Raw genomic sequence first — 26,909 nt, forward strand, 5'->3', positions numbered from 1 at the left:
TTTTTTATAAAAATTTAGTATAACACTGGCATTTAATTTCTAGCAGTATTTGTTCTTATAATAATCGATGTTTAAGCAGGCAGATAGCAGATATATGCTGTAATACATGTAGTAGTTAACTTTATATTTTGTAAGTAATCAAAAGTTTATACTCTAAAAAGCAGCATTTATCAAGTTAATTGTCATCATAAGTTGAATTAATTGATGCATAAGGTACTTAACGCTTACTTATAAAAAGGGCTATTAAGATAGTAACTTTGTTTATATTCAATAGTTATTTCTCAAAAAAAAGAAGAAGGCTTGATAGTATCACAGCGTAAAATAATGACCCAAATTCAGTTAAAGAAAAACCATAAAGGTACTTTTTGCGCTGATATTGTAGTAGATGGTCAAGAGCTTTGCGCCTATCTGTCCAATAAAGTAATTGAAGGCGGCGGGCTCTATACTGCTCCTTTAGAAGGTAGTCACTATTGGGCCAGTATTAATATAAGTAGTCGTGGACTCTATATTAATCAGTTATTGCCTTTGTCTCAATACAATAAGCGATCGTCAGAGCTTGAGTACCTCTGTTATTGTCAACGGCTCGAAGATGGTCGTATTCATTTGCTAGTAGAGCAAAGTAATGAATCTATTATTTTGTCTAGAAGCTCAGTATATTCTTGGCTATATCGAATATTTTACAACAGCTTCGTTGTAGTGACTTTTTCTTATAAAAACGAGCATAAAGGTGACGGGCTTGTCATCCAGCAGTGGCATACTAAAGATCCTGAACCTGATTTTATTAATAACGGCATCGTTACCAACATCCGTAAGAAAAATGACGATTCAGATTTTTATTTAGCTGATTATTATGTCAATGAAAAAGCATTTTTACCTGTGACGTTACCTAAGTTTTTAATCAAAAAACTAGGTATCGACAGCGTTACTAAGCAAGCCGTACTGCCCGCCAGTATCACATTTAATGAAGAGCGCGAAGCCAGAGTCAGCTTGCTTGTGAGTCCTGAGCGATTATTAGAACTTCACAATCAGCCAATGGCAAGCCTAGTTTTTGTCCAAACTGAACTGATAAAAAAAGAGGGCAAAATATATAAGTTATACAGGTTTGTCACGCCATGGGTTAGGGGCATTAGTTTGAATGTGAATGCTTGGCAGTCGGATCTTGAACACTTTATTAAAGACGTGTCGACCCTACAAGCAGAAGACACGATTAAAGTGCATTTAACTTACGATGTGAACGAAGAATGGTGTAACTTCAAACTGCCGATTGCTACCCAAGATGAGTATAACGAGCATTTTCGTTGTATAGCAATGAAAACTGTAAAAGATGAAAATATGGCATTGTTTGAAACTACAGAACCTCCTTATATTAGGGTACTGGTAGATAGAGGCGAGCTTGTAAAGAAAGGAATTTATGCGATTCATTCGGGTGTTGAATTTGACTTACATATCAAACGAGAAGAGTCGAAAAAACCTTGGCAAATTAAAGATATCGATAAAGGTTTATTTGCAGGTATAGACAGTGATAAAGCGTATAGAGCGGATTGTAGGGTTGTCAATACTTGGAGCCGATATGATAACTATCCTGATTACGTAATGAAGATTGAGCGCAGTCAAAAAAACTACGCGTTCAAAAACCATGCTATTGCTTCGGTACGTAGCAAACATGTAGACCTAGCGCTCATTATTCCTAAGTCGCTATTGATAGTGCGGGGTTTTCGTACGCTAGATATTGGTAAAAAGCTATCGGTAGCTTTTAAAGAAATCACTTTTCCGGTATTCACCACCGAGGCCGTTCGCATATTTTGCGTCGATTATTTGCAAGATAGCGAAGAAAATCAACATAGTATTGGTGCTGGTAGCAGTGTTGTTGTATTGGCCGAGTATAGCGGACAGCTACCTGATCATATCGGCAACAAACCCCCGTATAAAGCTACGCCTAAATATAGTTTTGTTGTTATAGACAGTGACGATAGCGCTGAGTTTATTGATTGGGATCATCTAATGAGTCAAGTTAGTGAGCCAGAAAAATATCGTTATAAGATACGTATTGAAGCCTCGAAGTGGGGAGTTACAGTCAAAGAACTTATTTCAGCGAGTACAAAATGAGTCAAACGCTACCAGTATTTTATGAACAAATGAGTTTTGATTCGATGAGGAAGCTGTATGATCTTGCGCGTATACCGCTTCCTTTTCCAAACGATATCGAGTCTTGGGCGGAGATGCTTAACCAACCATTCGATCTAAAAAACCTAGCGTCGGCTCATTCAGATCAAGAGTATTATGTGCTGTTAGAGTTTGTTAAACGTGGAGCAAAAAAAGGCTACGTGGTATTGGCCATTCCAGTCACCATTGATATACCTGAGAGTGGGCAGGCTAGCATTTATTTATTACCAAGCATTACTAAGACAATTACCCTAAACGCCGAGTACTATTTAGGCGAGCATAATCAAGATACCCCCGAAATTCAGTTAAATGATACGTCCTTATCTTATAAAAGTTTGTCATATTCGCTACAAGTAGGAACATCACAAACTTGGTTTCATCAGGCGTGCCGGTATCTATATGCAAGCTGTCAAGTTGACTCCCTACGAGAATTGCAAGAAAAAATACGACAGCAGCTTAAAGGTCAAGAGATAAAAGCGAAGCTGTCTTTAGTCGAAAAGCCGAATAATAAATCCAAACACAGTTTGCTTAAATTATATGAAGGTCTACTGTCTGACGGTGCTAGTGCGTATCAACAAACGCCTTTACCTAAGCTATTGAGTGTTTATGATGCACCTTCTAAAACGAATCAAAATAAGGCATTTAAATGTCGTACAGCCGATTTATATAAGAATTTTTTAAACACTGCAAGAGGCAAGTATGATCCTGATATACCCTATTTGCTCGGTCATATGGACACTCAAAAGGGAGGCACAGATGATAACAATGACCCAGTTACTCGGTTTAATAACCGTGAGTTATTCCCTTTAGACAATACTCAGCGGCATGCTTCATTAGCAGCTGCCTATTTAGATAAGAACTATTCACATAATAGTGATTATGGGCGAGTACTGGCGGTTAATGGACCACCGGGTAGTGGTAAGACCTCAATGCTCAAAGCAGTGGTTGCGCATTATGTAGTAAAAGCGGCGCTGCTAAAAGAGCCATGTCCTATCATTGTAGCCAGCGGCGCAACCAATCAATCGGTAAAAAATGTCACCTCAGCCTTTCCTGATGTGGTACAAGATGATAATGATGAGTGGCTACTTGAGTATCAGCGATGGATTCCACATTGCCCAACTTACGGTAGTTTTTTCGCTTCACAAAATGCTGAAGGTAAGTTAAGCCATAAAGAAAAAGAGCAGATTCCAATCTTGGTTATTGCTGGCAAAGACAAGCCTTATAATTTTGGATGGAAAGGTGTAGGGGAACGCCTTAACGCTTTGTATGCCAATGATGAGTTGGCCGTTTATTACTTAAAAAAGGCTAAGGTATTTTTTAATCAAAGAGGCTTATCAGAACCAACTAATATTCAGCAAGTCGTTGATGGTCTGCATCATTTATTGTCTTATACTTATCTTGAGATGGCAGATGCACTGCACAATGCTAAAGCGCAACTTTTTTCAGACAATGCTGATTTAGATAAAGTATTTCCGCTGCATCAAGAAGAACATCATCTGTCAGCCCTTAAGAGCACCCGTGAAGACTTAATAAAACTTTATAAACATGATGACGTAAAGGTTTATGAAAAAGTATGCCGTGAAATAATAAGCGATGAAGCTATTAAGCCTGAGTATTATCCACTTGTATTGCGTAAAGCAGCGCTGAACTTGTTAATTGAGCAATGCATTGACTTAGAGTATCGCACCCAAATGTTTCATTTAGCAGCACGTTATTGGGAAGGTCAATTTATTATTGATCAAGCCTCTAATTTACACTTTTCTCGTACCGAAGATAACATAATCGCTGGTTTAAGACGGGTATGTATGATTACACCTGTGATTATATCAACCGTCAATCGCTTACCAAGCTTACTAAAAATTACAAGCTACCCACCCGGCGCAATGCAAAGAGACTATGCGTATGGTGGCATTGATTTGCTCATCACTGATGAGTCGGGTCAAGCGCCCATTATGAGTGCACTGCCTGTAGCGGCGTTGACCAAGCGGTTAATCTCTGTGGGTGATGTTTTGCAATTGGCACCTGTAATTGATACGCAAAAAGATGTTTCAGCCTTTGATGAGTATCTGATTTGGTTAAAATATGGCTATTCATCAAAGCAGATTGCTGTTTTATTTAAGCAGCAACTATCGGTATCGCATGGTAGTTTTTTGCACGTGGTACAAGAGAGCTCTAGTTTAAACTATCAAGGCAAAGGTTTTATGCTTCGTGGGCACTATCGCTGTTATCGAAATATTATCGATTATTGCAATCGATTGGTATATGAAGAAAAGCTATTTTATATTCCACCGTTAGATAAAGACCGTAAAGACGAAGGATTGCCGGCGATGGCTTATGTAGAGTCAACAGGGTCTTCTAGCAAAGGGGGCGGTGGTTCTTCTAAGCAAAATAAAGATGAAGCTGAAATGATTGCGCAGCTAGTGTTAGAGAACTATAAACAGTGGCAAGAGTTATTGAAAGATGACGACAAAGTTCCACGCCTGCAGGATATGCTGGCTATTATTACCCCATTTAATAAGCAGCCAGATTGCATACAAGATGCCTTAGTGACTGAGAATAGTGCCCAAGGTAAGGTTATTCCAGAACAAGAGATTGCAGAAACCATTATCAATACCATTCATACGCTGCAAGGTGCCGAAAAAGATATTATTATCTACTCTGGCGTACAATCTCATGATGATAGCGAAACCTTATTTTTTGAAGATCAGCCTTACCTTTTAAATGTGGCAGTCTCTCGTGCCAAACAGTCATTTATTGCCTTTTTGTCACCGACACTATATAAATTGAACAGTCCTGAAGTTATTGGAAACAAAAACTTTCAAACAACTAATTCCATACATTACCTAGGCTGGTATATGGCAAATTATGGCGTGCGACTTTTCCCAAACTATCTATTTATCGTGGAAGCTCCGGGTAAGGTCAAATCGCTTAAAAATATTTTGAAAAGTGACTATATTGTGTATGCCACCGGGGGTGCTATTACTAATATGGATCTTGAAGATGCTTCATTTGAGACAGCAGGGCAACAGTTGCGGCCTCAGTATCAACTTACGTCCAATGGAGAAAAAACACTTAAGAAGATTTTGACAGAAGGGTCACGTGTCCAAAAAATCTATTTGGCTACGGATGATGATAACGTTGGTGAGACCATCGCTTGGCATTTACGTCACCATACAAAACAAAGAGAACCACAGCTTATCGAGAAAATTGAGCGAGTAGCGCTACGATCGATTACTGAAGAAGGGGTCAAAGAGGCTATAAGTAATTCAAGAGAAATTAGTAAGCCCCAAGTAACTGCCGAGATAGCTCGTCAAATTATAGATCGCTGGCTAGCGCAGTACATGATGCAGCTTCTATCAGAGAAATTGCCGAATGATCATGTCGGCAAAAAAGGCATGGGACGTGTCAAAGCGGTGATATTGGATTTGATAGCGAAGCATGAAGAAAGCGTAAAGCGTCGCAAATCAAGTGCCTTGAAAGTAAAGCTAACCGTCAATAATCGACAAGTAAGTGGGTACATACAGAATGTGCCCAAAGATTATTTGGAAAAGGTAGCAAGGCATATTAATAGTATGGGCGAGCCTATTGATGGAGATAGTCAAAAATATAGGCTGGTAGATGTACAAACTGAAGAGGTAAGTTGTGAGCCTTTTAATCGCTCAACCTTGGATGTGATGTCATTAGCTTGGCAGCGTTATGGTATAAAACCGGCAGCAACCATGCGTATATTACAACGCTTGTATGAAGGGAATATATAAGGAAGTTATATGACAAATAGTGCCCATGATAATATCTCAATTATCGATAAAGATGCCCTTGAACACATTCATGATAGTGATATGCGCAAAATATATCAGTTGATTGAAGATATGCAGGCAAGTGAGAAGCTGGGGGCTGCCCATTTAATACAGCAAAAAATACAGTTAGATATGCCAAAAGACGACAGTGATTTGTTCATATATCTACAAAGCAACATGGTAATGAATGAGGGCTGGCTAGCCGGACCATTAGGAGCGTTTTTCGATGTTGAGCAATCAAGCTGTCTTACACATGAGGATATTAAAGCGATAGAAAATGGCGACTTTCAAATACAAATAGATTTATTTGATGAGGCGGAGACTTTATCCTTAACTAAACTTTTGCAGCAGATGGATGTTTTTGAGGCAGGTCGCCCTTCAACAGTAGCAGGCATCATCGAGGATTTGATGCAAAAAAGCGAGCTGATTGACATATCATTAGAAGGCGATGCCGTTAAAATGACACCGCAAGGATATGAGGTTCACCAAGTGCTTCAAACTCATTTAGCGAAAATTGCAAACGTAGAGTGGAATAGCCAGTTTGTGTCCCATCTATCACAAATTGAAATAGGGGAGTGCGATGCTGACTCTGTTATTTTTGAGGTGCTTAAAACTTTGTACGGCGAAGAAGAAGCCGAATCCTTAAAGCAGCTAAGTTGGACAGATCCCGATGTGTTGTATGAGCTGCAAACCGCATCTCAAAGTATGGGCATAATATCAAAGGGCTCAGACAGCAACCCTAAGAAAAGTGAAGACGATAGGCAGAATAAGTCTCGGCAAAATTATGATCATGATTATAGCCATGGATTATAAGCTATGGGATATATTACCTATCCACGAACTAGTGGCTCAGCCAAAGATATTAAGCGTGCTGAGCATGTATTGTTATTGATTGAACGATTACTACAACACTTTAATCCTAGTGATTTAAATTTATTACTATCTTTGGTATCTCGCATAGGGTGGGGGAATCTACCAGCGGCCCTGCGTGCCCGATTATTGCGACTGCTTTATTACAATCTGTTTGCAAAAATTCAGGCACAGAAGATAGATGATGCTAGCGTAGCTACCAGCCTAATACAGTCAGTCACAAAAGCACTGGTCGACATTGCGCTGCAGCTGCCTGCTTTGTCTGATTCATCTGACTTATTAGATATGGCGCTACATGAGCGAATAAATAAAACGCTACAGGTGTCGGTATCGCATAGGCTGGCGACTCAAGGTAAGCGCTACGAGCAAGAGATATTGATATTTGATAATGGTATCCACGTTATTTTAACCGCTTGTGCTAGCCGTGACAGATATATTAATGATCAACAGAAAGAGTTGAGAGCAGCCATAAGACTCTACGATGCGGATACTTTGCAGACACTAAAGCAGGCTCACAAAAAAGGTGTGCTGGTGACGCTCAATTTACTATCTGACTATATTGTTAATGATAGCGACGGTGTCAATAGTAACGGCAGTGGTAATAATAACAGGGCAGAGCATTTTATAAGCTATGATTTTAAACATATGGGTAAAGGCATGTTGGCTCATAGTGGCATTAGACGAGTAGTGTTAGACTCTATTGGTCATTATTTAGAAATCCTTCGCCAGCAAAATACCGAGTCAGCCTTGGGCTATAAACGCGCTTACCTGGTTTCTTACCCGTATTTTATAACTAGATTAATCCAAGACGGTAGGACAAATGGCTATAAAGAATTAAGCTCTAAAACAAAAGGCTTCGGCGCTTGGAGCTTTTGGGTAGAAGATAGTCAGACACAAGGCACTGAATGCCGATTCTTAACCCTGCAAATGGTGAGTATCGCGCGTCAGTTTAAGATACAAGGACATGAAGGGTCTCTATTAGAGTGGTTGGATAAAATTGAGGCTGCTTTATTTTTATTTTTTACGACAGCTCGGTATAAAAGAGGGCTCAATGGCTTGCCACGACATTATAGTAGACTAGAAGCCGAGCTTATTGCCACTGCTATAAGACAAGAGCTACAACAGCATCTTAGCCGCTTAAATATTCCTATGACAATGACTCTTAGCAATCAGTTAGCAAGACTAGATATGGTAACAAGACTACCTGATATAAATAGCACAGAGAACAGTTATGTTTATTTTTAATCTTATATTTGAGTTGATGTTTAAATGATAAAGGATGACTTTGATTATATAACCGTTAATAAGGTGCTGTTTCAAGGTAGCGGATTTGTTTGCTTGCAGTCGTATGAAAAAGATAACAGCTTATATATGCCTCTATCTACTATCAAAAAAATGACCTTGTATGATAAATATTCACATAAAGAGACGCTTTTAACTACCAATGTCACTTTAACGGATATTACCGTCTCTTCATTTGGTACCATTTGGGCTATTGATATGCTGGGTCACTTGTACCGCTCAAATTCTGATGGTCTTAGCGGTGCTCATTTAGATGAAAATCTTGAGATACAGGCTTATGGCTCAAAGTGGTCGTTGCAAGGCATCACTAACCAGACTCCGGTGTGCCTTATAGGTGAAAATGATGATCTCTGGATTGCCACTCAAGAAGGTGGATTGATCCATTATGATGGTCAAGACTTTACAAAGCATTCTGGTATAAAGCAGCCTATTCGATTTAAGCGCGTTAATGGTCATTATTTTTTGATAGGCTATCATCGCCAGCTTATGCAATACGTACAAGGGCAATGGCAAACGCTAAGCTTTGATGCATCGGTACCAGCAGATATACCCATTAATGATTTGACTATGGTTAATGGTCATTTACTAGTAGTATCTAATTTAGGCTTAATCTTGTACCAACAATCAGACAACGTATTTTCCATATTACGCTACACTGCAAATATCCCTTGGTTTGGCTGTGATGCGCTTCAAGATACAGTATATTTGGCTGGTGGTAGTAGCGGTGCTTATCAGTTATCTCTAAATACTGACGAGCTATCAGCAGATAAAAACGAGGTTATCCTAATTAAAAAAGGTCATTTTGTCGCAGTGACTGTATTGGGTCGCAGAGTAGTATTTTTACAAGCGCTTACTAGCAGTGCCAACTTTGTGTGCCACATCCCTTTTAAACAAAATCGCTGGTTTCTGGTGCATACTTGATAAGTTGCTGTTGCTATGGAGGCTGGCTATGTTTGAAGAGGTATTAACACCTAAAGACAGTGCTTTTTTTGACTGGGATTATACGGCCGATGAGTGTATTGAGCAGCTAGAGCAATTAGCCTATAGTGATGATACTGATTTGTCTTTTATCTGTGAGTGGGTTGCTTTATCGCTTGAGACGCAGTCAGTTGCGTATTACAAACAGGATTATGAAGCAGTAGCAAATTTGCTAGATGCAATAGCCTCTATTGTTTTGTTAATAGACATCAAACGCTTATCAGAATATCCATTTCTACTCCATACTGGTCTGCGCGCTTTAATGTCACAGACCCATCAGAAAGTAAACACCAGCTATTTGTTAGCGCTATATCGCTTGTTACCTTCAATACCAGATCCAAAAACTCTAGACATCTATGTTATGTTCCAATGCCACTTTGGCTTTACGCATGTACTAAGTCGCTGGAGAGAGAACTTTAATCACCATGCTAATGAAAATGGGTGGTCAGATTACAATGCAGTGCAGCTTGACGTTGGTATAAACTTAATCAAAACACGCATTCATAAAGAGCCAGCGTTGTTGACTAAATTAGATGAACAGTTTTCGGACTATATTTTAGCCTTAGAGGATTCGCCATTAGCAGCTGAATGGTTTCCTTGGTTACCTTGGTTTATTTCTCAAGAAATGTGATGAGTGATATATTTTGGTAATTTCCTAGGTTTCTGAACTAAGCATAACGCTTTGCAGCTTGAGTTTATGTCAGGCCACAAAGTATAGAACGGTATTAATTTACGTCAAGCCGGATACCTTCTAAATGAGGTTAAGTAGCATTTCCCTTGCTGTACGCCTGTAGCAAAGCTATCGACTAGTCTCATTGCTCTTTTCCTACCGTACTGCCCATCGTCTAGCTCTCAGCGCAGCCAGATAAAGTCATATGCCGATAATAGCGAGTATTGGTATTGCTTTATTTGCTTTCATAATTTAGCCCATTAATTTTTTAGATTTGAGATGCTTTAAAGATCAAAGGTACAAGTGACATCATTATAGTCAGCATCTGAGGTTCTCAAATTGATAAGCGCCTGCTTATAGCTGGACTCAAAAAAGTATCTAAGCTTTTGGCAATACCGACATCGCTTGAAGTGCCAGCATTGGCTTGGTCTATGATGGAATAGATATAAAGTGGCTGATGTCCAGGCTTTTCCCATTTATAAAACTGTTGTGAGAAAAGCTCGTTTTCGCCTTTATCGCAGTTTGACTTTACTCGAGTAAGCTCACTTTCTCTAAATAGATCTTCAAGTTTATACACGGCGCTACCGGTCTCATCCTCCATAACCGCTTGACCTGAACCAATCGTTATTATCTCTGGCTGCTCTTGAGTACCATAAACTGCTATACCACCATAGTTGTCTAAACCTCCTCTAATTGAGTAGCTAGGGTCTTCGGGTAGATGTTCGTTCTGAGCAGGTGTTTTGCTATACCACTCCTTGATATCAGGCGTATCCGCTAGTGATTTCCAACTCCAATTTGTATTAGGCTCTAATGCTAGATAATCAGTAACCTGAGCAAACCTAGGAGGGTTTTCATCAACCACTTCAATGACCTCTGCTACAGGCTCATCTATAGCATCTGATTCAGTAGCGACAGTGTCTGTAGGTATTATCGCTTCAGGAGTAGCGACTTCAGTCGTTTCCTCTACCGGTGTTTTGTCAGAGCAGCCTGTGAGAGCAATTAGGCCAGTTAAGACAAATACAGATAAAACATGATTGGCTTGCATAAAAAAATCCTTAAAATACAAATCTGAGTAATAAACTTAAATATTTGAATTTAATCATTAATGAGTCAAGACCAGTAGTAGGTTTAGAGACTGATCTCAACCGGTAAGTAGGTTACGCTCTATCGACAAGCTACTTTTTTATCTGACTTGTTGATGCATACTGTTTTATCATTGATTGTCGCCACTTCTGCGACGTTATCTTCAAAAATAAAGTAGCTTGCACCCATATAGTTAACGCTATAGCGCTCAACATTATCATCTGAATATTTAAAAGGAACCATCGTCTTATTCGCACCATTAATGAAACCCCACTTGCCATTCTTTAATACACCAGCGACGCCTTCACTAAATGGACGTATCTCATCATAGACGAAGGGGATAGCGACTTTACCGGATTTAGTAATATAACCCCACTTATCACCTTTTTTCATGCCCGCTAAGCCTTGCGAGAAGCCGTAAACACCGCCAAAGTGACCGTTAGTACCATCATACTTAGGGGCAATAACTTCTTTACCATTTTTATCAATAAAGCCCCATTTGTAAGACTTCGACATGACTGGTGCCATGCCTTCGCTAATTGACTTTATAGCTGCATATTTATCGTTGAAAGGCATAATGACTTTATTAGAGGTGTCGATGATGCCTAACTTACCGTTTTTCTTGACTAAAATACGTCCATTCGAGACAGGCTCAGACCACGTTTCGTCGTATTTATTATTAGGGTCTCGCATACTATCGTAAACGGTTGGTATCACCAGTTTACCTTGGGTATTCATATAACCCACTTTACCGTTCTTCATTACCGCAAAAATATCTTCATTAATGCTATAAAAATTTATATCGTCATATCCTTTCGAACTTACTAAAGCTTTACCTTGCTTATCTAATAAGGTTTGAACGCTATAATCAGAGTTGAAGCCAATATAGTATTGGGAGTCTGCAGTACAGTAAACTTCTTCATAATTCGTTTTGGGTGGCTGACACTCCTCATAAGCTTGCGCAGGTATCGCATAAACGCTAAGACTAAGTAGAGCGGCTAGAGGTAGCAAACGGGCAGGGGATAAGATCATGATACATATTCCTTATGATTAGTTAAGATTTTGATTGGACTTAGTTTACCTTCAAAATTATAATGACTGATTTGGCCTTAAAACCGACGATCTGACGAACGGTAATTCTAGTCGAGTCTCTAAAACAGCGGTTTACAGCTGAATAAAATAAAAATATAAAGTTTTTTGATAAAAACTTGATTTTAGATTTAGATAAAGACTGTTTTCTCAATTCGTTATTGCTTGTATGAATAAAACTCTATTGAAGCAAATCAGAGAAGTTCTCATATTTCTTACGTTTAAGCTCTTTACCTTTTTTATCGATAGTAATATCCGTTACTTGGCCATTCTCACCGTCTTGATAGACATCGATAGTGCCGTTTTCAAAATAGCTGCCAATGACATCGGGTGAGTCGCCCATAGGATAGATATAGACCTGATCATAGTTGGGTACGATGACGACATTGCCTAAGGTATTTATAAATTCCCAGCTAGTGTTTTCGTAAGTCCCCTTTGGCAATAGTAGCTTGGCCTTTAAAGAAGTCTTTAGCATCTAAGAAACAGTTATAATCTGCTGCGATATCTACGAGTATGACTAGCTCACCTATACTGTTGACGTAACCGATCATATAAGCACCTTCAGAATTTGTATTTGAGTTGTTCTTAAGGTATGCCATCCCTTCATTAAAACTGCCGCAAAAGTCATATTTTGCTTTTACGGCACGTTGCCTGCTTCACTCTTAAAGCTGCATTGTTCTGAGTACTTGCCATTGACTATAGCGTAGTGAACTAAATCAGCAGTAACTTCAGGCTTTGTCTCATCTTCTAATATGGTTACTGGCCCTACTGGTACTTCGGTTTATTCGACTACATTATCAGTGGTTACGATATTAGTTTCATAAGCTGTAGCATCATTGTTACTGCAATCAATGAGAGCAAAAGCTGTGATTATTGACAGCGTCAATAGTTTCGTTCGCAACATGCTATTTACCTTAGTTTCTCAAAAACAACTAAGGTAAATAGCAATATTTTGTTTGCTTTTGTTCTAGAGGTGAGACAAGTCAAGTTTTTCCTAAAGCGTTTTACATTAAATCATACAAGTGAGTACTTAAAAATTTGAATTGAATGAAGGTTTTAATCTGAATTTTCTACATAGCACAGAAACGTCACCTGTGGAAAGCTATCCGACGAACGGCAGCTAAAATATTTTCGTTATTTAGCTACCGTTCGTCGGATTGCTAAAAATAAAACGTTTAGCCACTTATAATTTATGCACAACTTCTGGCTAACAGATGTTGCCACTTCAAATTATCAAGGAAAGCATATGAACAAGGAAATATTTAGTCTAGGTGTCATGCTAGGTTTATTGCTAAGTACGCCTGCTATGGCTGCTGATTACAATCGCTTCTTATCGCCCAGCTCTTTGGGTAAAGATGTTAAGACCTTAAGCAGTCAATACAAGCTGGGTCTCAAGAAACAAGATAGCCAGAGCTATAGCAATAGCGATGCTTACGACTGCAACGTCAACGTGAGCGTCAATAGTCGTAATCTGATAACGCGTATTAAAATCTCTCCAAACACTGAAAAGTGTGATTATAAAGCCGCTTCAAGTGGCGTTAGTTTCAATTCACAAGCGACTAAAACAGTAGATATCCTTAACCAAGCTAAACTTAGCGAGATTAAGTTTATCCCCGGGTGCTTTAACTGTCCTTCTCGTATTGAGCTACCTGACAGCTTAGTGGTTAATAGAAGTCAAGATAACTACTACACCGAGTTTGAGATAGGTGGTTATAACAGTGAGTATCTTAAGTTTATGGGTGAGAAGTTACTTGGCAATTTTAGCGAGGATGACTACTATCCAACTATGGATAAACTTGAGACCAAGCTTGGGAGTAGTCCTAGCAGCTATAACCGTAAAGACTTCAAGCTTAAAGCGATTCAAACCTACGATCTTCAGCAGCAACCATGGAACTATACTATTGGTCTTAAATAGCTGAGCGAAAAATTGTCTGATGACACTATAGTATTTAAATAATTAATAAAGAGATGGAGAGCTATCCGTATGAGAACGATAATAAAAAGTCATTTTCGGACCATAACACTAGCAGCAATAGTGAGCGCAGGCTTAGCTTTGTCAGGCTGTAGTGAGATGAATACAGTCATGACCGATTTGCAAAATTCGAGCACTTCAGCTGTAGCCAGTCAAAGTGTACCTCAAGTCAACAAGGTATCGCCAAAACCTACCGAAAAGCTGGATTTAGTTGGTCTAGTCGGCTGGTTTGAAGATAGCTGCGGGTTTGATAATAAGTCTTATACTGAGGGGACTCAAGAGAATCTGATTGGGAAAAGATTTGATGCTTTTAAAGAGACCTTTATGGAAGAACGATACACTCCTGAGAGTGGTTATAAAGCATACGTCAAACCTGATTATCGTAAGAACCTGCCAGCTGCCATTAATAATGTTATTCAAAATATCTCTGTAGTACAAGATAATCAGGGCGTACATTATTACGTTGATTTTATCAATGCGACTTATCGTGGCTATGACTTATCACGCTTAGAGCTGTTTTATCAGCCAGAGAGCGACTATATTTATGATGTGCTCTATTTCAAGAATGACAATTTTGTAGAGTTAAAGCCGATATTTAAAACTACTATGGACGATTTAGATAACCTTCGAGGCGGTGAGTTTAATGTCAATAGTCGTTCGGTGATGTGTTATTTGGGGTTGTAAGTTAATAGCATAGCTTTGCCTGTCAGAATCGACCAAACCCTAATATTACTCAAGCTGCCTGAGTATTTCACAAAATCTTAAAAGCGGCGCTAAGTCATTTCTGATTTGACTTAGCGCCGCTTTTTTATACTGGGTTATGCTAAGCACACCGTTCTTTTTTCCACTAAATCTAATAATAGTACACCTTAAAAAATGACGATATTAACATCTAAACAGTAGACCTTGCTCAATTTTTATATACTGACAAAAGTCGGTAAATAATTCATTCTATATAGTATACACCCATAGTCCTCGTAAAATAGCCTGCCTAACAATTAATCACCATTAGTGAGACAAAAAATTGAATTTAGAATAGTCCATAACCTAGAAAATAAATTGGTAGGTATTCCGCTATACTGTTTGTACAGTTGAAAGTAATAAGCGAGCTGGTATGACCGTGACTCAAAGCTACAAAATTCCAAATATCAAGCCAACAATAGCTCAAGCTTGCGCCATTACCTTTTTAGGCAATGCTACTAATAATATTCAGCAAGATGCTTTTTACTTATTAGATGACTGGTATCAAGAAACTCTAGGCGTGACTGAGATTATGCCTGTCACACTGCCGTTCTGTTTGGCGGTGTCTGATGGCGTAGCGAGCTCCAATTATTCGCAGCATTGCTCAAAAGCTGTGGTCAAAGCGATTAAATCGTTATGGACAAGTCAACAAAACATAACGTCTGATAGCATTCATCATCTGCTCAATAAAACCAAGCATCTCTCTAAGCGTCATGGCGCAGCAGCAACTTTAGCTATGATTGTTAGCGAGTTAAACAGTGATAACACCATTAAGATAAAGATTACCCATGTCGGCGACAGTCGGGTTTATCTGCTACCTAAAGGTTCAAAGCACTGGGAATGCCTGACTCGCGACCACAATTTGTTGAATGAACTTATTGATGAGCAAGCACGGACAAGAGGCGAGCGAGTTGAGTTTGCAGAGTATAACCGCGAAGGCATGGCAGGGAGCTTATATAGTATTACGGAATGCTTTGCCTTAAGTGCTGACGATGATGGTCTAAGCTCTGAAGCGCCAGAAAGCGCCGTTCGCACTATAGATATTGAGTCCGGAGATTGTCTTGTGGTTTGCAGCGATGGTATTCATGATTTAGTAGCGAGTCATCATTGGCAACTTATCGATACTCACACTGATCTGCAGGAGTGGTTACAAACGCTTCGGCATCAAGTGTATGAATCAGAAGGCAATGCTTATGACAATGGTACGGCTATTGTAGTGCGGTTTGATTAGACAAAGACATAAAACTGGCTAGTTAAGTGAAATTAAAACTCATAAAAATAAGACGAATTGATTATGCCAAACCATCCAATCACCAGCTATAACAAATCAACACGCTTATTTGCGCTGTATCAATGTTTGCCCCGTGACGAAGCAAGCGCTATCTCATTGTCAGAGCTTATGACGGTTTATGGTTATGATGCTCACAAGTTTGATAATGAGCGCAAAAATTTAGAGAACGACCTAACAAGTCTCAATCAAATATTCAATGACGTCTTTCATAGCGATGCTTTAAAGCGTTTGCCAGAATGGGGATCAAATATCAGAGGTAAGACGGCAAGGTTTTATATTGAGCCAAGCTTTAGTATCGATATCATCAATGAGCAAACCGTGTTCTTTTGGCAGATGCTCGCCAACTATACCGCTAACTACTTGCCCGCTACTCTTAAGCAAAGTATCGACGATAAACTCACTCAATTAGATCGGCAAGATAAGCGAAGCTTTAATCAAAGTCAGCTGGGACAATGGCAAAGTCATATTATTACCTTGCCTAGCGTGATACAAGCACCTGCGCTTGATAAGGAGATAATGGCTCAAATCCATCACGCCTTATTAAGCAATCAGCAACTAGCCATCACTTATCAAAAAAAGTGGAACAAGCATGCAGACGTTAGGATAGTTTATCCCAAAGGTTTGGTCTTTATCGATAACATGATTTACCTTACTGGCTTTTATCCCAAAGAAGATGATATTGACGACCAAAAGTTGTTAAAAGCACATCGTAACTTTGCTGTGAATCGTATTAAAAAAGCAAAAGTCATAGCAAAGTCGATTCCCGATTGGGTAGGGCGTGATGCTTTTACTTTAGAAAACTTGCGACAACTGGGCAAGCTCGAATTCAACGATGATTTAAAAATCAGTCTAGTTCTAAAAGTACAGAAGTATGCCTGCCAGCACCTCTATGAGCGCCCTTTATCGTTTGATCAAACTATTATAGTTATTGATGACACTTGGAACGAGGTACACGCAACGGTTGCCAACACTCAGCGCTTGCAAGATTGGCTAGTGAGTATGTCGCAGCTGTCAGTGGTGATGGAGCCTGTCGAGTTAAAGGCGGTAGTTTATGAACGTCTGCAGAGTGGGATAGCGCTTTATGAAGAAGAAACCGATAAAAATATAAACGTTAATCATTAAGGAATATATATCATGGAAAAGCTACAAAATCTGCTTAATGAAGTTATCAAAAAAACCGATGCTTTAAAAACGGCGCAAGCGCTCTATAGCCGGCAACTTGCGCCTAAGTTTAATACTTTTGACTATATCAATACTGATGAGCTAGGACTGAGCCGTATCTTAGCCGATCTACTAAACCCAAAAGGCAGTCATGGACAACAAGAAAGTTTTTTACGATTGTTCATCGAGCATTGCTTGCCTAATCTTAATCAAGCCGCTAATTGGCAATCATTTATAGATCATATCAAAAAAACAAATGTTCTTGTAGAAGAAACCACGTGGAAAAGTGGTACAAGTAGGCGCATGGATATTTATCTAGAGTGTAAAGCTGACGGTACAAGCTATGGGATTTGTATCGAGAATAAACCCTATGCGTCAGATCAATTTAAACAGCTACAGGATTATGCAAATGAACTTACTAATAGAAATCTGTCTCGATGGCATCTGATTTATCTTAATGAATACACTGATACGCCAAGTGAGCACAGTATCAACTCTAAAGAATTGCAAGCTTTAACAGCTAAAAATCAGTTTAGCGCGCTTAAATTTAGTGACTTAATTGACTGGCTTAAAGCTTGCCAAGTTGAATGCCAAAATAATAGCGTCACCGAATTTTTAGCACAGTTAATAAAATTTATTCAAAAACATTTTATGGGAATTGAGGATATGAACATGGATAAGACAGTTTTAGAGGTAATGCAACAAAGTGATGAGAATATCGAAGCTAGTATTCAAATAGCAAATAATTTAAATGAGCTAAAAAAACAGCTGATACAGAAGCTTATACAAGACCTAAAAGCTGAGTTTTCAAAAAATTACGATAAAGGGTCTTACCAACTCGATATTAGTAACCTAGGAGACGGTAAAAATTATGAGCAAGTTAATTTGATAAGTCCTAGTTTCAATAATGGCTATATTTGCTTTGAGTTTCAGAGTGCAAATTTCGACAGACCATGTCTAGGTTTTAAATTTAATACAAGAGCGGAAGTTAATTCATTTATCAACGCTGAGAACATGAAAACAGCACTAGAAAATAATTTAAGTAATAAAAAAATTTGGAAGTCACCGCTTTGGCCGGCTGGCTATTATTTTTCTCCACAAGATTGGAGAAGTTCAAGTAAAGCATGGCTGATGATTAGAGATGGCGAAATGGCAAGTAAAATCATGAAGGAAATGGACGCAATGTTCCAAATTTTAAACGGCAATGGTTGTTTTAACGGTTGATTTTGGTTTACTAGCAAAAACTACCAAGCAGCTTATAACGATTAGATAAATACGTGATATTAATTCTATTACCTTAAAGTTAAGGACAGCAAAATAATGACAAGTATCAGTATCCAAGAGTATCTAGCTAAGCGAGAGCTACTTGGTGAGCAGACCATCGTAACAGAGGATACTAATCACATCGATCTCGACACTATGGACAAAGAGGCTTTGCAACAGGTCATCGACTGGGCGAAATCATGCAATATTCCAGAACATATTGTGCCTCATAATATGCAACAGCTTGCTAACCAAGAAACGTTGGATATACAGGCTTACACCCAGACTCTGCCAAAAGCACTTGGTAGTTTGACCGAGCTAAAAAGCCTATCTTTAAGAAACACAGAGTCATTACCAAATGGTGTAGAAGATAGGGTGCCTGATAGTATTAGTGATCTAATTAATCTTGAAGAGTTAAGCCTTGATTATGAGGACTATGCGTTTAATTTTGAAAGCTTAAATAAACTAAAAACCCTCAAGCATTTAACGCTCTGTTGTTACGATACAATTATGCTTCCCAATGAGCTAGAAAAACTGCGATGTAATATAAGGCTACATCTACGAAACAAGCAGGGTAGACTACCCGCTAACTTAGTTGATATTAAGAACTTAATTTATCTATCAATATATGATGTCAACCTAACGGTACTGCCAAGTAATATTGGCGCTTTGGATAGGCTCAAAATATTATCAGTGCATTGTCAAAATCTAAGCCATTTACCAGAATCCCTAGGCGCTCTAAGTCAGCTTTCTACTCTTAAAGTATCAAGTAATTGCCTAGATGAGATACCCGAAAGTATTGGTGATTTGACTAGTTTGACGAAGCTAAAAGTTAGCTGCGCAAATCTTGCTAGCTTACCGCAAAGTATGGCTCAGTTAAACAGACTTGAAGAGCTAAGTGTTTATAGCAATCAGTTAAAAGAAGTACCTCAAAGTATTGGTAGTCTTTCAAGTCTAACTAAACTCATAGTAAGAGGTGAAAGCCTTAGGTATTTGCCTGAATCAATAGAGCTATTGAACCAACTAAATAAATTAGTGCTACCTAGCGACAAAATAAGGCAATTACCCAAAGGACTAGGGAGTTTGATCAAACTTAGACACTTAGAGATTAACAGAGAGTTAACTACTAAAATTTCAAAGAGTTTGATCGACAGGTTTCGTAGCGGAGATTTGTATTTGAGCGGTGTGCCTGCTGCTGCTCTATATCAACCAAGCATGCATAACTTCCCATTATCTATCATTGGTTGCTTTATCATCAGCGATAGTTGGGATAAGCAGGATTTACTAAAATTAAAGGAGCGTATAGGAGCTTATTTTTTAGTAGGCTTACAAACAGATGATAATGAGTCTGAGCGCTTAGATATTGTAGAAGGCGTTGTTAGATGTCAGCCAGATGAAGTAAACGATGTTGTTAAACTGCTTGATGTAAATGCTGTAAGTAGCCTTATCGCTATAGATGTTGTAGATATCAAAAGTTTGTTCGAGCGTGACTATTCATTTCAATTTATCCAAGCCAGCGCCACAGGGAAGTGTGAGTTAGATTTAATAAAATCAGCTACGCATGATTTGGTGAGTCAGGTTTCAAAAGTAAATTATATCAAAAGATTATTACTTGCAACGCAGAGTGTGGAAAGTCTCTCACTAGATCATCTTTCGTATATATCAGAAACAGTTGAAAAGTCACTATCTATCGATGATGAATATATATATTACAGTGCAAGTATTGCTAACGGGGCTGATTGTTTCCGACTAAGGGCAATTTATTCTGAAGTATAAAAACTTGAGTATTGTGGTTACGTATGCCCAGTAGAAGTGCTGGCAGATATCCCTTATATGCGTGCAAAAGAGAGTTGGTGTTGTGAGATATGTGAATATGCCACGTGGCATGAGCATAATAGTAAGTAAACAATAGATTTTATTACATAATAAAAAACCAGATAACTTAGGTTGTCTGGTTTTTACTTGTAGCTTTCTAAATCGTAAAGGATTACTCGTAAATTCACTATTAAGTAGAATCTAAAAGAATAGACATCTAAACCAGTCAAACTGATTTGTTGTAAAAACTGATATAGTGTTTATCTTTTATGTTTTACTGAGAAAACAAAAGATGACTTTTACTGCTGATTATTATCATTACTGGGGCAAAGCCCAGCCTAATGAAGAGCTTGAAAACTCTCCTTACCATTTACTGATTTATCATAGTTTAGATGTGGCTGGGGTGGCTTATCATCTCTTACATGATGACGCGCCTATTATGAATGATTTATCAGCTTATTTGGAAATCCCAAAGTCTGAATTAAGACAGCTACTATGCTTTTTGATTGGTCTGCATGACTTAGGTAAGTTTGCCTCATCTTTTCAAGGTTTATACCAGCCTGATAATGATGATTTTTTGCTTAAAGTGGATCGCAATACTTATGCGTATGATAAAAGGCATGATGCACTAGGCTGGTGTTTTTATCAGAATGCCTTATTTAATGGTTATCTAGGCAACCTGGATATGGATAGAAAGACAAAACGGCAAATGAAAACAGGGTTATCCATTTTGTTTAATTGTGTACTAGGTCATCATGGCAAGCCAATACAGTTAGAAGATAGGCCTGTTAATTTTGATGAGCCGTTAGCCGTTGGTGTTAAATACCAGCATGAAATAGACCCAAAAGATTTGCAAGCTGCCAATCAGTGGATTGACGACCTAAAAGCCTTGTTTGTGATAGAGCTGCCTGTTGAGCTACTTGCTAATAAAGATTGGCATACTCGTGCTCGGCATATCAGCTGGCAACTATCAGGAGTGACCATGCTTGCGGATTGGCTAGGGTCAGACAGTACTTACTTTAATTATAACAATGAAGTCATGCTACTAGCAGACTATTGGCAGATGACGCTAGAGACTGCTAAGCGCTGCGTCAATGATAAAGGATTAGCGACAATAGCGCCGCCATTACCTTTTATTAGTGTAGAGAACAGTTTTGGTTTTAGTCCATCACCGCTACAAGCATGGGCAGAGTCGGTGACCATACATAACTATCCGCAGTTATTTGTACTAGAGGATGTGACAGGTTCTGGTAAGACGGAAGCGGCTTTGACACTCGCGCATCGATTGATGGCAATGGGCGAGGTAGATGGTTTTTATTTTGGTCTTCCCACTACTGCAACCTCTAATGCGATGTTTGAGCGTATCGAAAGGTTCATGCCAACTCTATATTGTAGTACTGACGATAATCAGCCGTCATTGGTACTAGCGCATGGTAGTAAAAACATGAATGAGACTTTTCGTAAACTGGTTGCTAATGCCGATAATAATATCTCTTCGATAAACAGCCCTCAAAATACAAGTATTGAAGCAACAGGGGATGAGATCAGCAGTCAGTGTCATGCTTGGTTTGCCAGTAGTAATAAGCGGGCGTTATTGGCGAATATCGGTGTCGGTACGATTGACCAAGCATTGCTTGCCGCGCTGCCTAAAAAGCACCAACCATTGCGCCTCCTAGGTTTGCATCATAAAGTGCTCATATTCGATGAGGTACATAGCGCTGATAGCTATATGTTTGAGCTGCTCAAATCCTTGCTACAAGTCCACCTGCATCAAGGCGGTCATGCTATTTTATTAACAGCCACCTTGAGCTTAGATAAGCGAGAAGCGCTAGCCAAACTATGGCTGGGTCAAGAAGCACCCAGCTATGCCAAAACCGTCTCTGCAAATGTGACGCAATCTACAAAATTTCCTTTAGCCACACATATTACTACTACAGCAGACACAGACATTGAGACAGTGGTTGAGACGTCAATAACCAGCCCAGAGCGGGTATCTCGTAAGCTTAAAGTTGACTTTTTACAGCAGTCGTCAGATGTTGTTGATTATCTAGTCAAAGCTTCACAAAACCATCAATGTGCGGTATGGGTAAGAAATACAGTGACCGATGCTATTGAAGCCTATGATGAGTTATTGAATGCAGGTGTAGCCGCTGAGAATTTACTCTTATTTCATAGCCGGTTTGCGCTGGTTGATCGCAGTCGTATTGAATCGACAGTGTTGGATTGGTTTGGTAAACACAGCACACCTGCTAAGCGGGCGGGCAAGATTTTAATAGCGACGCAGGTATTTCAAGAGTCATTGGATGCTGACGCTGACATTATGGTAAGTGATTTATGTCCTATTGATTATTTGATTCAGCGGGCAGGTAGGCTGCATCGCCATAAGCGCGATATATCAGGGCAGAGAATAACAGATAGTCATACCACGGTAGAGTCAAGACCGTCGCCTGTACTGACGATACTGGCACCAAAGTTCAGCACAGAGCCCAGCGCGAGCTGGTATAGCGAGCTGTTTCCCAAAAGCCAATACGTCTATCGTCACTTAGGTCAGTTATGGCTGACGATGTGTATATTGCAGCAGCAAAGCTATTTGGATTTGCCCAAAGATGCGCGTCTATTGATTGAATCGGTATACGCTGACGATGCGCAGCAACAAATACCCGAAGCGCTACTGGCTGATAGTAAAGCTGATATGAGTCAGCAAAAGCGCAAGCAAAACAGCGCTAAAGATGCCTTGATTGATTGGCAACAAGGCTATTGCGAAGACAGTCAAAGTAGGTGGTTTGGCAGTGAGTCCGCTATCAATAGTGAAGCCAATACGCGCTTTCAAGAGATGCCCACTTGTGAAGTGGTGATACTGAAAACTCATCAAGCTGGCGATACCAAGCAGATTGGCTTTTATGCTGAAGCTTCTGAATTTCAATTGGAGCTAAGTACGGTTAAGATTGGTGAAAGTATGGCTGATAAGTTGACAGAAGTGCCCAGCCAATTTGCAAAACAAGTCGCATTATTAAAAGAGCGCTATCGAGGGCTTGAATATAAGCGCCTGTGGCTGGCTGACGCTGATGATCAATTTATTTATGATCAAAAGAAGGGTTTGGTTGAAATAAGAAACGACACTAGATGTCGCAATAAAGCTAAATTTTGTTGACTTAAATACTTATTAAACGTAGCCTTTGATAGGTAGATTATAGTTCGATAAACACAATAAAAGAGTGCTGCTATGAATCTGATTACTGATAGCTGGATACCGGCTCTAACGCAAGATGGTAGTAGAGTTACTATTAAGCCCGCTAAGTTGTCTGAACCCGATATTATGGAGCTGGATTTGCCACGCTTGGATTTTCAGGGTGCTGCTTATCAGCTGCTCATAGGGTTATTGCAAACGACTTTTGCACCAGCAGATGTAGATGAGTGGATGGACTACTATGATAGTCCGCCTAGCGAAGCTGATTTGCAACTTAGCTTTGATGATGTCATCCATGCTTTTAATGTAGATAGTGGCGATGCACGTTTTATGCAGGATTTGAACCCTCTGCAAGATGTAAAGTCGGTTAATGGTATCGGTGGCTTACTTATCGAAGCACCCGGCGGTAATACGCTTAAATATAATAAAGACTTTTTTATCAAACGTGGTCTAGTTAATCAGCTGTCTGTACCGATGGCAGCACTGGCTTTATTTACTCTACAAATAAATGCGCCATCGGGCGGCCAAGGTCATCGTACTGGTCTGCGCGGTGGCGGTCCTATGACCACGCTGATACGCCCTAGCAATGCCAATAGCACGCTCTGGCAAAAGCTGTGGTGGAATATCATTAATAGAGAAGCGTTTGAATACCCTGATCCAGACTTTAGCGATGGCAGTGTCTTTCCTTGGTTAGCTGAGACTAGAGTCAGTGACAAGACTGGCGAGCCCATCTATAGGGGGGAGGTGCATCCACTGCATGTCTATTGGGCAATGCCGCGGCGTATCCGCCTAATTATAGACACGCCAACTGATGAGCAAACCGCCAGCGACTTAATAGATGACATCACTGGTGTGCAGTGCAAGCAAGTAGTGAGTCAATACCGCACCCAAAACTATGGGCATAACTACGAAGGCGATTGGTCACCGCATCCCATCACCCCGTATCGACACAATCCAAAAAAGCCCGAAGACACTCCTTTTTCTATCAAAGCCCAACCTGGCGGTATCAATTACAAGCTTTGGTATATGCTCACCTTTACCGGTAATGAAAAAGACTCAGGATTTATCCGTGCCAAAGTTTTAGACCACGCTAATGACATCCATGAAGCGAGTGACGGCGCAATAAGTGCCTCAGGGCTGTGGGCGTTTTCTTACGATATGGATAATATGAAAGCACGTGGGTTTTATAGTAAAGAGCTGCCTATTTATCACATTCCGCCCAGCCAGCAAACTGATCTGCTAGAGACGGTGCTAAAGCTACATGAGTTGACCGATAGTATTATTAAGCAGCTGCGCAATAGTATTAAATATAGTTGGATGAGTGAGCGTCAAGCCAAAGATAGCAAAGGCGATATGAGCATGATTGATACTATGTTTTGGCAGCGTAGTGAGCCCCTATTTTTTAAAGCCGTAGAGAATGCTGTAAATAACGACGGTCAGCTGACTTCAAAACCTGCCATCGAATGGCTGAGTAAAATAAGCAAACTGACGGAACAAATTTATGAAGAGCAAGTGCTATCGACTGCGGTGATTAAGCAAAGGCATATGGAGCAGCTTAATAGTTTGCGTGCGTTCTTATACGGCAACAAGCAGCTAACAGCTTTTAGAAATCGCCATAAGTCAACTAAGGAAAATAGCTAATGACTGACACTATAGATAAAGTAGCCTCTACCAATTCGCCCACGAAGCAGGCCACTCGATATTTGGTTAACTGTACTTTCATTGTGATGGCTTGGCATCAACGCTTGCTAGAGATTAAAAATAAATCACAGCGAGAGCCGTTTCAAGAAGAAGGTGATAGTCCAACTACGGCTTATCTACAGTTCTTTCGTACGACTATTTCTGCCTCTGACGCCGCAAAACTCAAACGCTGTCAGCATATGGATGATGTGGCGATGCAGCCGGCTTTTATTGCGCTATGGCAGCAAGTAGAGTCTAAGCTATTGCAAAATGATGCTAATCAAAGCACCTTGGGTAATAAGAGCTCTGATAATACTTTTGCAGCATGGTTGGCGGTAGCTTGGGTACTGTCGCAAGTGCGAACTGTCGATGAACGTTATCTAGTTGCCAGCACCGGAAAGAGCAAACGGCAACTGAATAATACGCTGGCGCGAGTAGCAGGACAGCGCCAAGACGATAGTGAGAGAGCGCTTATCACCCCATTGCGTTTTGAGAAGCTCATATCTGCACGTGATCCTGACAATTTTGTGAGTTTGCTTGCGCGTATGGTCGCCCAGCTGCAGCAGCAAGGTCAGGCTATCAATACCATATGGCTAGCAAATGATATATTGCATTGGTTTGCTGATTATCAGGGCAGCAATTACCGCACGCCAAAAGATAAGCTTACGGTGCAGTGGTCGCTGACTTACTATCAGATGCATAGCGACTAGATAAAACTTTAACCCAATACAACACCTTAATATTCACTACCCGTTATTACCCCTAATTATGAGGATTGTCCTATGACGCAATTTATTCAATTACACGTACTGACCAGCTATCCGCCTTCTAATCTCAACCGTGATGATATGGGTCGCCCAAAGACTGCTCGTATGGGTAATGCCGAACGTCTGCGTATCAGCTCCCAAAGCCTAAAGCGTCACTGGCGCGTGTCCGACGTGTTTGAAGAAGCGCTGGCAGGTCATATCGGCACGCGCACCAAGCGCATTGGTACGCAAGTTAAGGAAGCGCTGATTGCAGGTGGGGTAAAAGATAAAACGATAGAGAATACTGCCAAAGCGATTGCTGAGCAATTTGGCAAAATCAGTGCCAAGCGAGCGCCTGAGATTGAGCAATTGGTACACATTAGCCCAGCGGAGCAGCAAGCGGTTACCGATTTGGTTAAGCGCGTCATTGAAACGGGGGATGAGCCTACAAAAGATGAGCTAGAACTATTGAAGCACGATAACATGGCAGCAGATATTGCCATGTTTGGACGTATGCTTGCCAAGAAGCCAACTTTTAGTGTCGAAGCCGCGTGTCAAGTCGCTCATGCCATTAGCGTGCAACAAGTGGCGATAGAGGACGATTATTTTACCGCTGTTGATGATTTAAACGATCACAGCGAAGATGCTGGCGCCGCGCATATTGGCGAGACCAATTTTGCCGCTGCTGTGTTTTACCAATATATCTGTATTAATAAAGACTTGCTACTAGATAATCTAAACGGCGATACTGAGCTTGCCGAAAAAGCGCTTGCGGCACTCACCGAGGCGGTCGCAACCGTTGCACCATCAGGTAAGCAAAACAGCTTTGGCTCGCGTGCTTTTGCCAGTTATGTCATGGCAGAGAAGGGTAGTATACAGCCGCGCTCATTATCGGTAGCGTATCTTCGTCCTATCAACACGGACAATGTATTAAGTGATGCTATCAACGGCTTGCAAAACCATCAGCAGAAGTTTGATAACGTCTATGGTGATTGTGCAGACAGCCGTTATGTCATGGATGTAGAAAATGGCATAGGCAGTTTGGCTGCACTAAAGCAGTTTGTAAGTAGTGATGGCGAGGCCAATTACCCAACATCATGA

At 40.1% G+C, this 26,909-nt stretch carries 19 protein-coding genes; 16 read left to right on the forward strand and 3 right to left on the reverse strand.

Translation table 11 applies throughout. The features are described from left to right. The first annotated feature begins 300 nt into the window (after nucleotides 1-300). From JMX18_RS02270 to JMX18_RS02295, 6 genes are read left to right on the forward strand one after another with little or no spacing between them, the layout of a single operon-like run. Nucleotides 301-2,106, forward strand: a complete 1,806-nt coding sequence (locus tag JMX18_RS02270) for a hypothetical protein (protein ID WP_201583321.1) — start codon at nucleotides 301-303, stop codon at nucleotides 2,104-2,106. Further along, a complete protein-coding gene (locus JMX18_RS02275; protein ID WP_201583322.1) occupies nucleotides 2,103-5,921 on the forward strand; it encodes an AAA domain-containing protein in 3,819 nt (1,272 codons plus the stop codon). Before JMX18_RS02270 ends, JMX18_RS02275 begins: the two co-directional genes overlap by 4 nt. Nucleotides 5,922-5,930: 9 nt before the next feature. Next, complete coding sequence (locus JMX18_RS02280) at nucleotides 5,931-6,773, forward strand: DNA topoisomerase (RefSeq protein WP_201583323.1); 843 nt, start codon at nucleotides 5,931-5,933, stop codon at nucleotides 6,771-6,773. A 3-nt stretch (nucleotides 6,774-6,776) separates the two neighbouring features. Continuing rightward, on the forward strand, nucleotides 6,777-8,075 hold the full coding sequence (locus JMX18_RS02285; protein WP_201583324.1) for a hypothetical protein: 1,299 nt from the start codon (nucleotides 6,777-6,779) through the stop codon (nucleotides 8,073-8,075). A gap of 24 nt (nucleotides 8,076-8,099) precedes the next feature. Beyond that, a complete protein-coding gene (locus tag JMX18_RS02290; RefSeq protein ID WP_201583325.1) occupies nucleotides 8,100-9,053 on the forward strand; it encodes a hypothetical protein in 954 nt (317 codons plus the stop codon). A 28-nt stretch (nucleotides 9,054-9,081) separates the two neighbouring features. Next, on the forward strand, nucleotides 9,082-9,741 hold the full coding sequence (locus JMX18_RS02295; RefSeq protein ID WP_201583326.1) for a hypothetical protein: 660 nt from the start codon (nucleotides 9,082-9,084) through the stop codon (nucleotides 9,739-9,741). 373 nt (nucleotides 9,742-10,114) lie between these two features. On the opposite strand, the gene JMX18_RS02300 is transcribed toward JMX18_RS02295, so the two are convergent. The 3 genes from JMX18_RS02300 to JMX18_RS02310 form a co-directional block, all read right to left on the reverse strand. Further along, the gene (locus tag JMX18_RS02300) at nucleotides 10,115-10,825 is read right to left on the reverse strand and encodes a hypothetical protein (RefSeq protein WP_201583327.1); all 711 of its coding nucleotides are present in this window, start codon (nucleotides 10,823-10,825) and stop codon (nucleotides 10,115-10,117) included. 119 nt (nucleotides 10,826-10,944) lie between these two features. Continuing rightward, a complete protein-coding gene (locus tag JMX18_RS02305; protein WP_201583329.1) occupies nucleotides 10,945-11,895 on the reverse strand; it encodes a WG repeat-containing protein in 951 nt (316 codons plus the stop codon). 238 nt (nucleotides 11,896-12,133) lie between these two features. Continuing rightward, a complete protein-coding gene (locus JMX18_RS02310; RefSeq protein WP_201583331.1) occupies nucleotides 12,134-12,427 on the reverse strand; it encodes a hypothetical protein in 294 nt (97 codons plus the stop codon). A 771-nt stretch (nucleotides 12,428-13,198) separates the two neighbouring features. Here JMX18_RS02310 and JMX18_RS02315 point away from each other — a divergent pair. The 10 genes from JMX18_RS02315 (at nucleotide 13,199) to cas7e (ending at nucleotide 26,909) form a co-directional block, all read left to right on the forward strand. Further along, a complete protein-coding gene (locus tag JMX18_RS02315) occupies nucleotides 13,199-13,867 on the forward strand; it encodes a hypothetical protein (protein ID WP_201583338.1) in 669 nt (222 codons plus the stop codon). A gap of 120 nt (nucleotides 13,868-13,987) precedes the next feature. Then, nucleotides 13,988-14,608 carry a hypothetical protein gene (locus JMX18_RS02320; protein WP_201583340.1) on the forward strand — a complete coding sequence of 207 codons (621 nt, stop codon included), beginning with the start codon at nucleotides 13,988-13,990 and terminating at the stop codon, nucleotides 14,606-14,608. Between the two features lie 430 nt (nucleotides 14,609-15,038). After that, a complete protein-coding gene (locus JMX18_RS02325; RefSeq protein WP_201583341.1) occupies nucleotides 15,039-15,896 on the forward strand; it encodes a PP2C family protein-serine/threonine phosphatase in 858 nt (285 codons plus the stop codon). A gap of 63 nt (nucleotides 15,897-15,959) precedes the next feature. Continuing rightward, nucleotides 15,960-17,078 (forward strand): helix-turn-helix transcriptional regulator, encoded by a 1,119-nt coding sequence (locus JMX18_RS02330; RefSeq protein ID WP_201583342.1) that lies wholly within the window; start codon nucleotides 15,960-15,962, stop codon nucleotides 17,076-17,078. A 12-nt stretch (nucleotides 17,079-17,090) separates the two neighbouring features. Next, nucleotides 17,091-18,341: a PDDEXK-like family protein gene (locus JMX18_RS02335; RefSeq protein ID WP_201583343.1), complete on the forward strand. Its 1,251-nt coding sequence runs from the start codon at nucleotides 17,091-17,093 to the stop codon at nucleotides 18,339-18,341. Nucleotides 18,342-18,437: 96 nt separating this feature from the next. Continuing rightward, entirely contained in the window at nucleotides 18,438-20,156 is a 1,719-nt protein-coding gene (locus JMX18_RS02340; protein ID WP_201583344.1) for a leucine-rich repeat domain-containing protein, read from the forward strand. A 331-nt stretch (nucleotides 20,157-20,487) separates the two neighbouring features. Beyond that, nucleotides 20,488-23,346, forward strand: a complete 2,859-nt coding sequence (cas3, locus tag JMX18_RS02345) for a CRISPR-associated helicase Cas3' (protein WP_201583346.1) — start codon at nucleotides 20,488-20,490, stop codon at nucleotides 23,344-23,346. 72 nt (nucleotides 23,347-23,418) lie between these two features. Then, entirely contained in the window at nucleotides 23,419-25,023 is a 1,605-nt protein-coding gene (casA, locus tag JMX18_RS02350; RefSeq protein WP_201583353.1) for a type I-E CRISPR-associated protein Cse1/CasA, read from the forward strand. Continuing rightward, nucleotides 25,023-25,772: a type I-E CRISPR-associated protein Cse2/CasB gene (gene casB, locus JMX18_RS02355; protein ID WP_201583361.1), complete on the forward strand. Its 750-nt coding sequence runs from the start codon at nucleotides 25,023-25,025 to the stop codon at nucleotides 25,770-25,772. Before casA ends, casB begins: the two co-directional genes overlap by 1 nt. Before the next feature lie 72 nt (nucleotides 25,773-25,844). Then, nucleotides 25,845-26,909: a type I-E CRISPR-associated protein Cas7/Cse4/CasC gene (cas7e, locus tag JMX18_RS02360; RefSeq protein ID WP_201583366.1), complete on the forward strand. Its 1,065-nt coding sequence runs from the start codon at nucleotides 25,845-25,847 to the stop codon at nucleotides 26,907-26,909.

Origin of the sequence: Psychrobacter jeotgali (assembly GCF_904846315.1) — a bacterium.
Classification (GTDB): domain Bacteria; phylum Pseudomonadota; class Gammaproteobacteria; order Pseudomonadales; family Moraxellaceae; genus Psychrobacter; species Psychrobacter jeotgali.

Coding starts and splice junctions, on each gene's coding strand:
- JMX18_RS02300 (WP_201583327.1), bottom strand. CDS start 10,825: ATGCAAGCCAATCATGTTTTATCTGTATTTGTCTTAACTGGCCTAATT.
- casB (WP_201583361.1), top strand. CDS start 25,023: ATGACTGACACTATAGATAAAGTAGCCTCTACCAATTCGCCCACGAAG.
- JMX18_RS02335 (WP_201583343.1), top strand. CDS start 17,091: ATGGAAAAGCTACAAAATCTGCTTAATGAAGTTATCAAAAAAACCGAT.
- cas7e (WP_201583366.1), top strand. CDS start 25,845: ATGACGCAATTTATTCAATTACACGTACTGACCAGCTATCCGCCTTCT.
- casA (WP_201583353.1), top strand. CDS start 23,419: ATGAATCTGATTACTGATAGCTGGATACCGGCTCTAACGCAAGATGGT.
- JMX18_RS02330 (WP_201583342.1), top strand. CDS start 15,960: ATGCCAAACCATCCAATCACCAGCTATAACAAATCAACACGCTTATTT.
- JMX18_RS02340 (WP_201583344.1), top strand. CDS start 18,438: ATGACAAGTATCAGTATCCAAGAGTATCTAGCTAAGCGAGAGCTACTT.
- cas3 (WP_201583346.1), top strand. CDS start 20,488: ATGACTTTTACTGCTGATTATTATCATTACTGGGGCAAAGCCCAGCCT.
- JMX18_RS02280 (WP_201583323.1), top strand. CDS start 5,931: ATGACAAATAGTGCCCATGATAATATCTCAATTATCGATAAAGATGCC.
- JMX18_RS02305 (WP_201583329.1), bottom strand. CDS start 11,895: ATGATCTTATCCCCTGCCCGTTTGCTACCTCTAGCCGCTCTACTTAGT.
- JMX18_RS02275 (WP_201583322.1), top strand. CDS start 2,103: ATGAGTCAAACGCTACCAGTATTTTATGAACAAATGAGTTTTGATTCG.
- JMX18_RS02325 (WP_201583341.1), top strand. CDS start 15,039: ATGACCGTGACTCAAAGCTACAAAATTCCAAATATCAAGCCAACAATA.
- JMX18_RS02290 (WP_201583325.1), top strand. CDS start 8,100: ATGATAAAGGATGACTTTGATTATATAACCGTTAATAAGGTGCTGTTT.
- JMX18_RS02310 (WP_201583331.1), bottom strand. CDS start 12,427: ATGCTAAAGACTTCTTTAAAGGCCAAGCTACTATTGCCAAAGGGGACT.
- JMX18_RS02285 (WP_201583324.1), top strand. CDS start 6,777: ATGGGATATATTACCTATCCACGAACTAGTGGCTCAGCCAAAGATATT.
- JMX18_RS02315 (WP_201583338.1), top strand. CDS start 13,199: ATGAACAAGGAAATATTTAGTCTAGGTGTCATGCTAGGTTTATTGCTA.
- JMX18_RS02295 (WP_201583326.1), top strand. CDS start 9,082: ATGTTTGAAGAGGTATTAACACCTAAAGACAGTGCTTTTTTTGACTGG.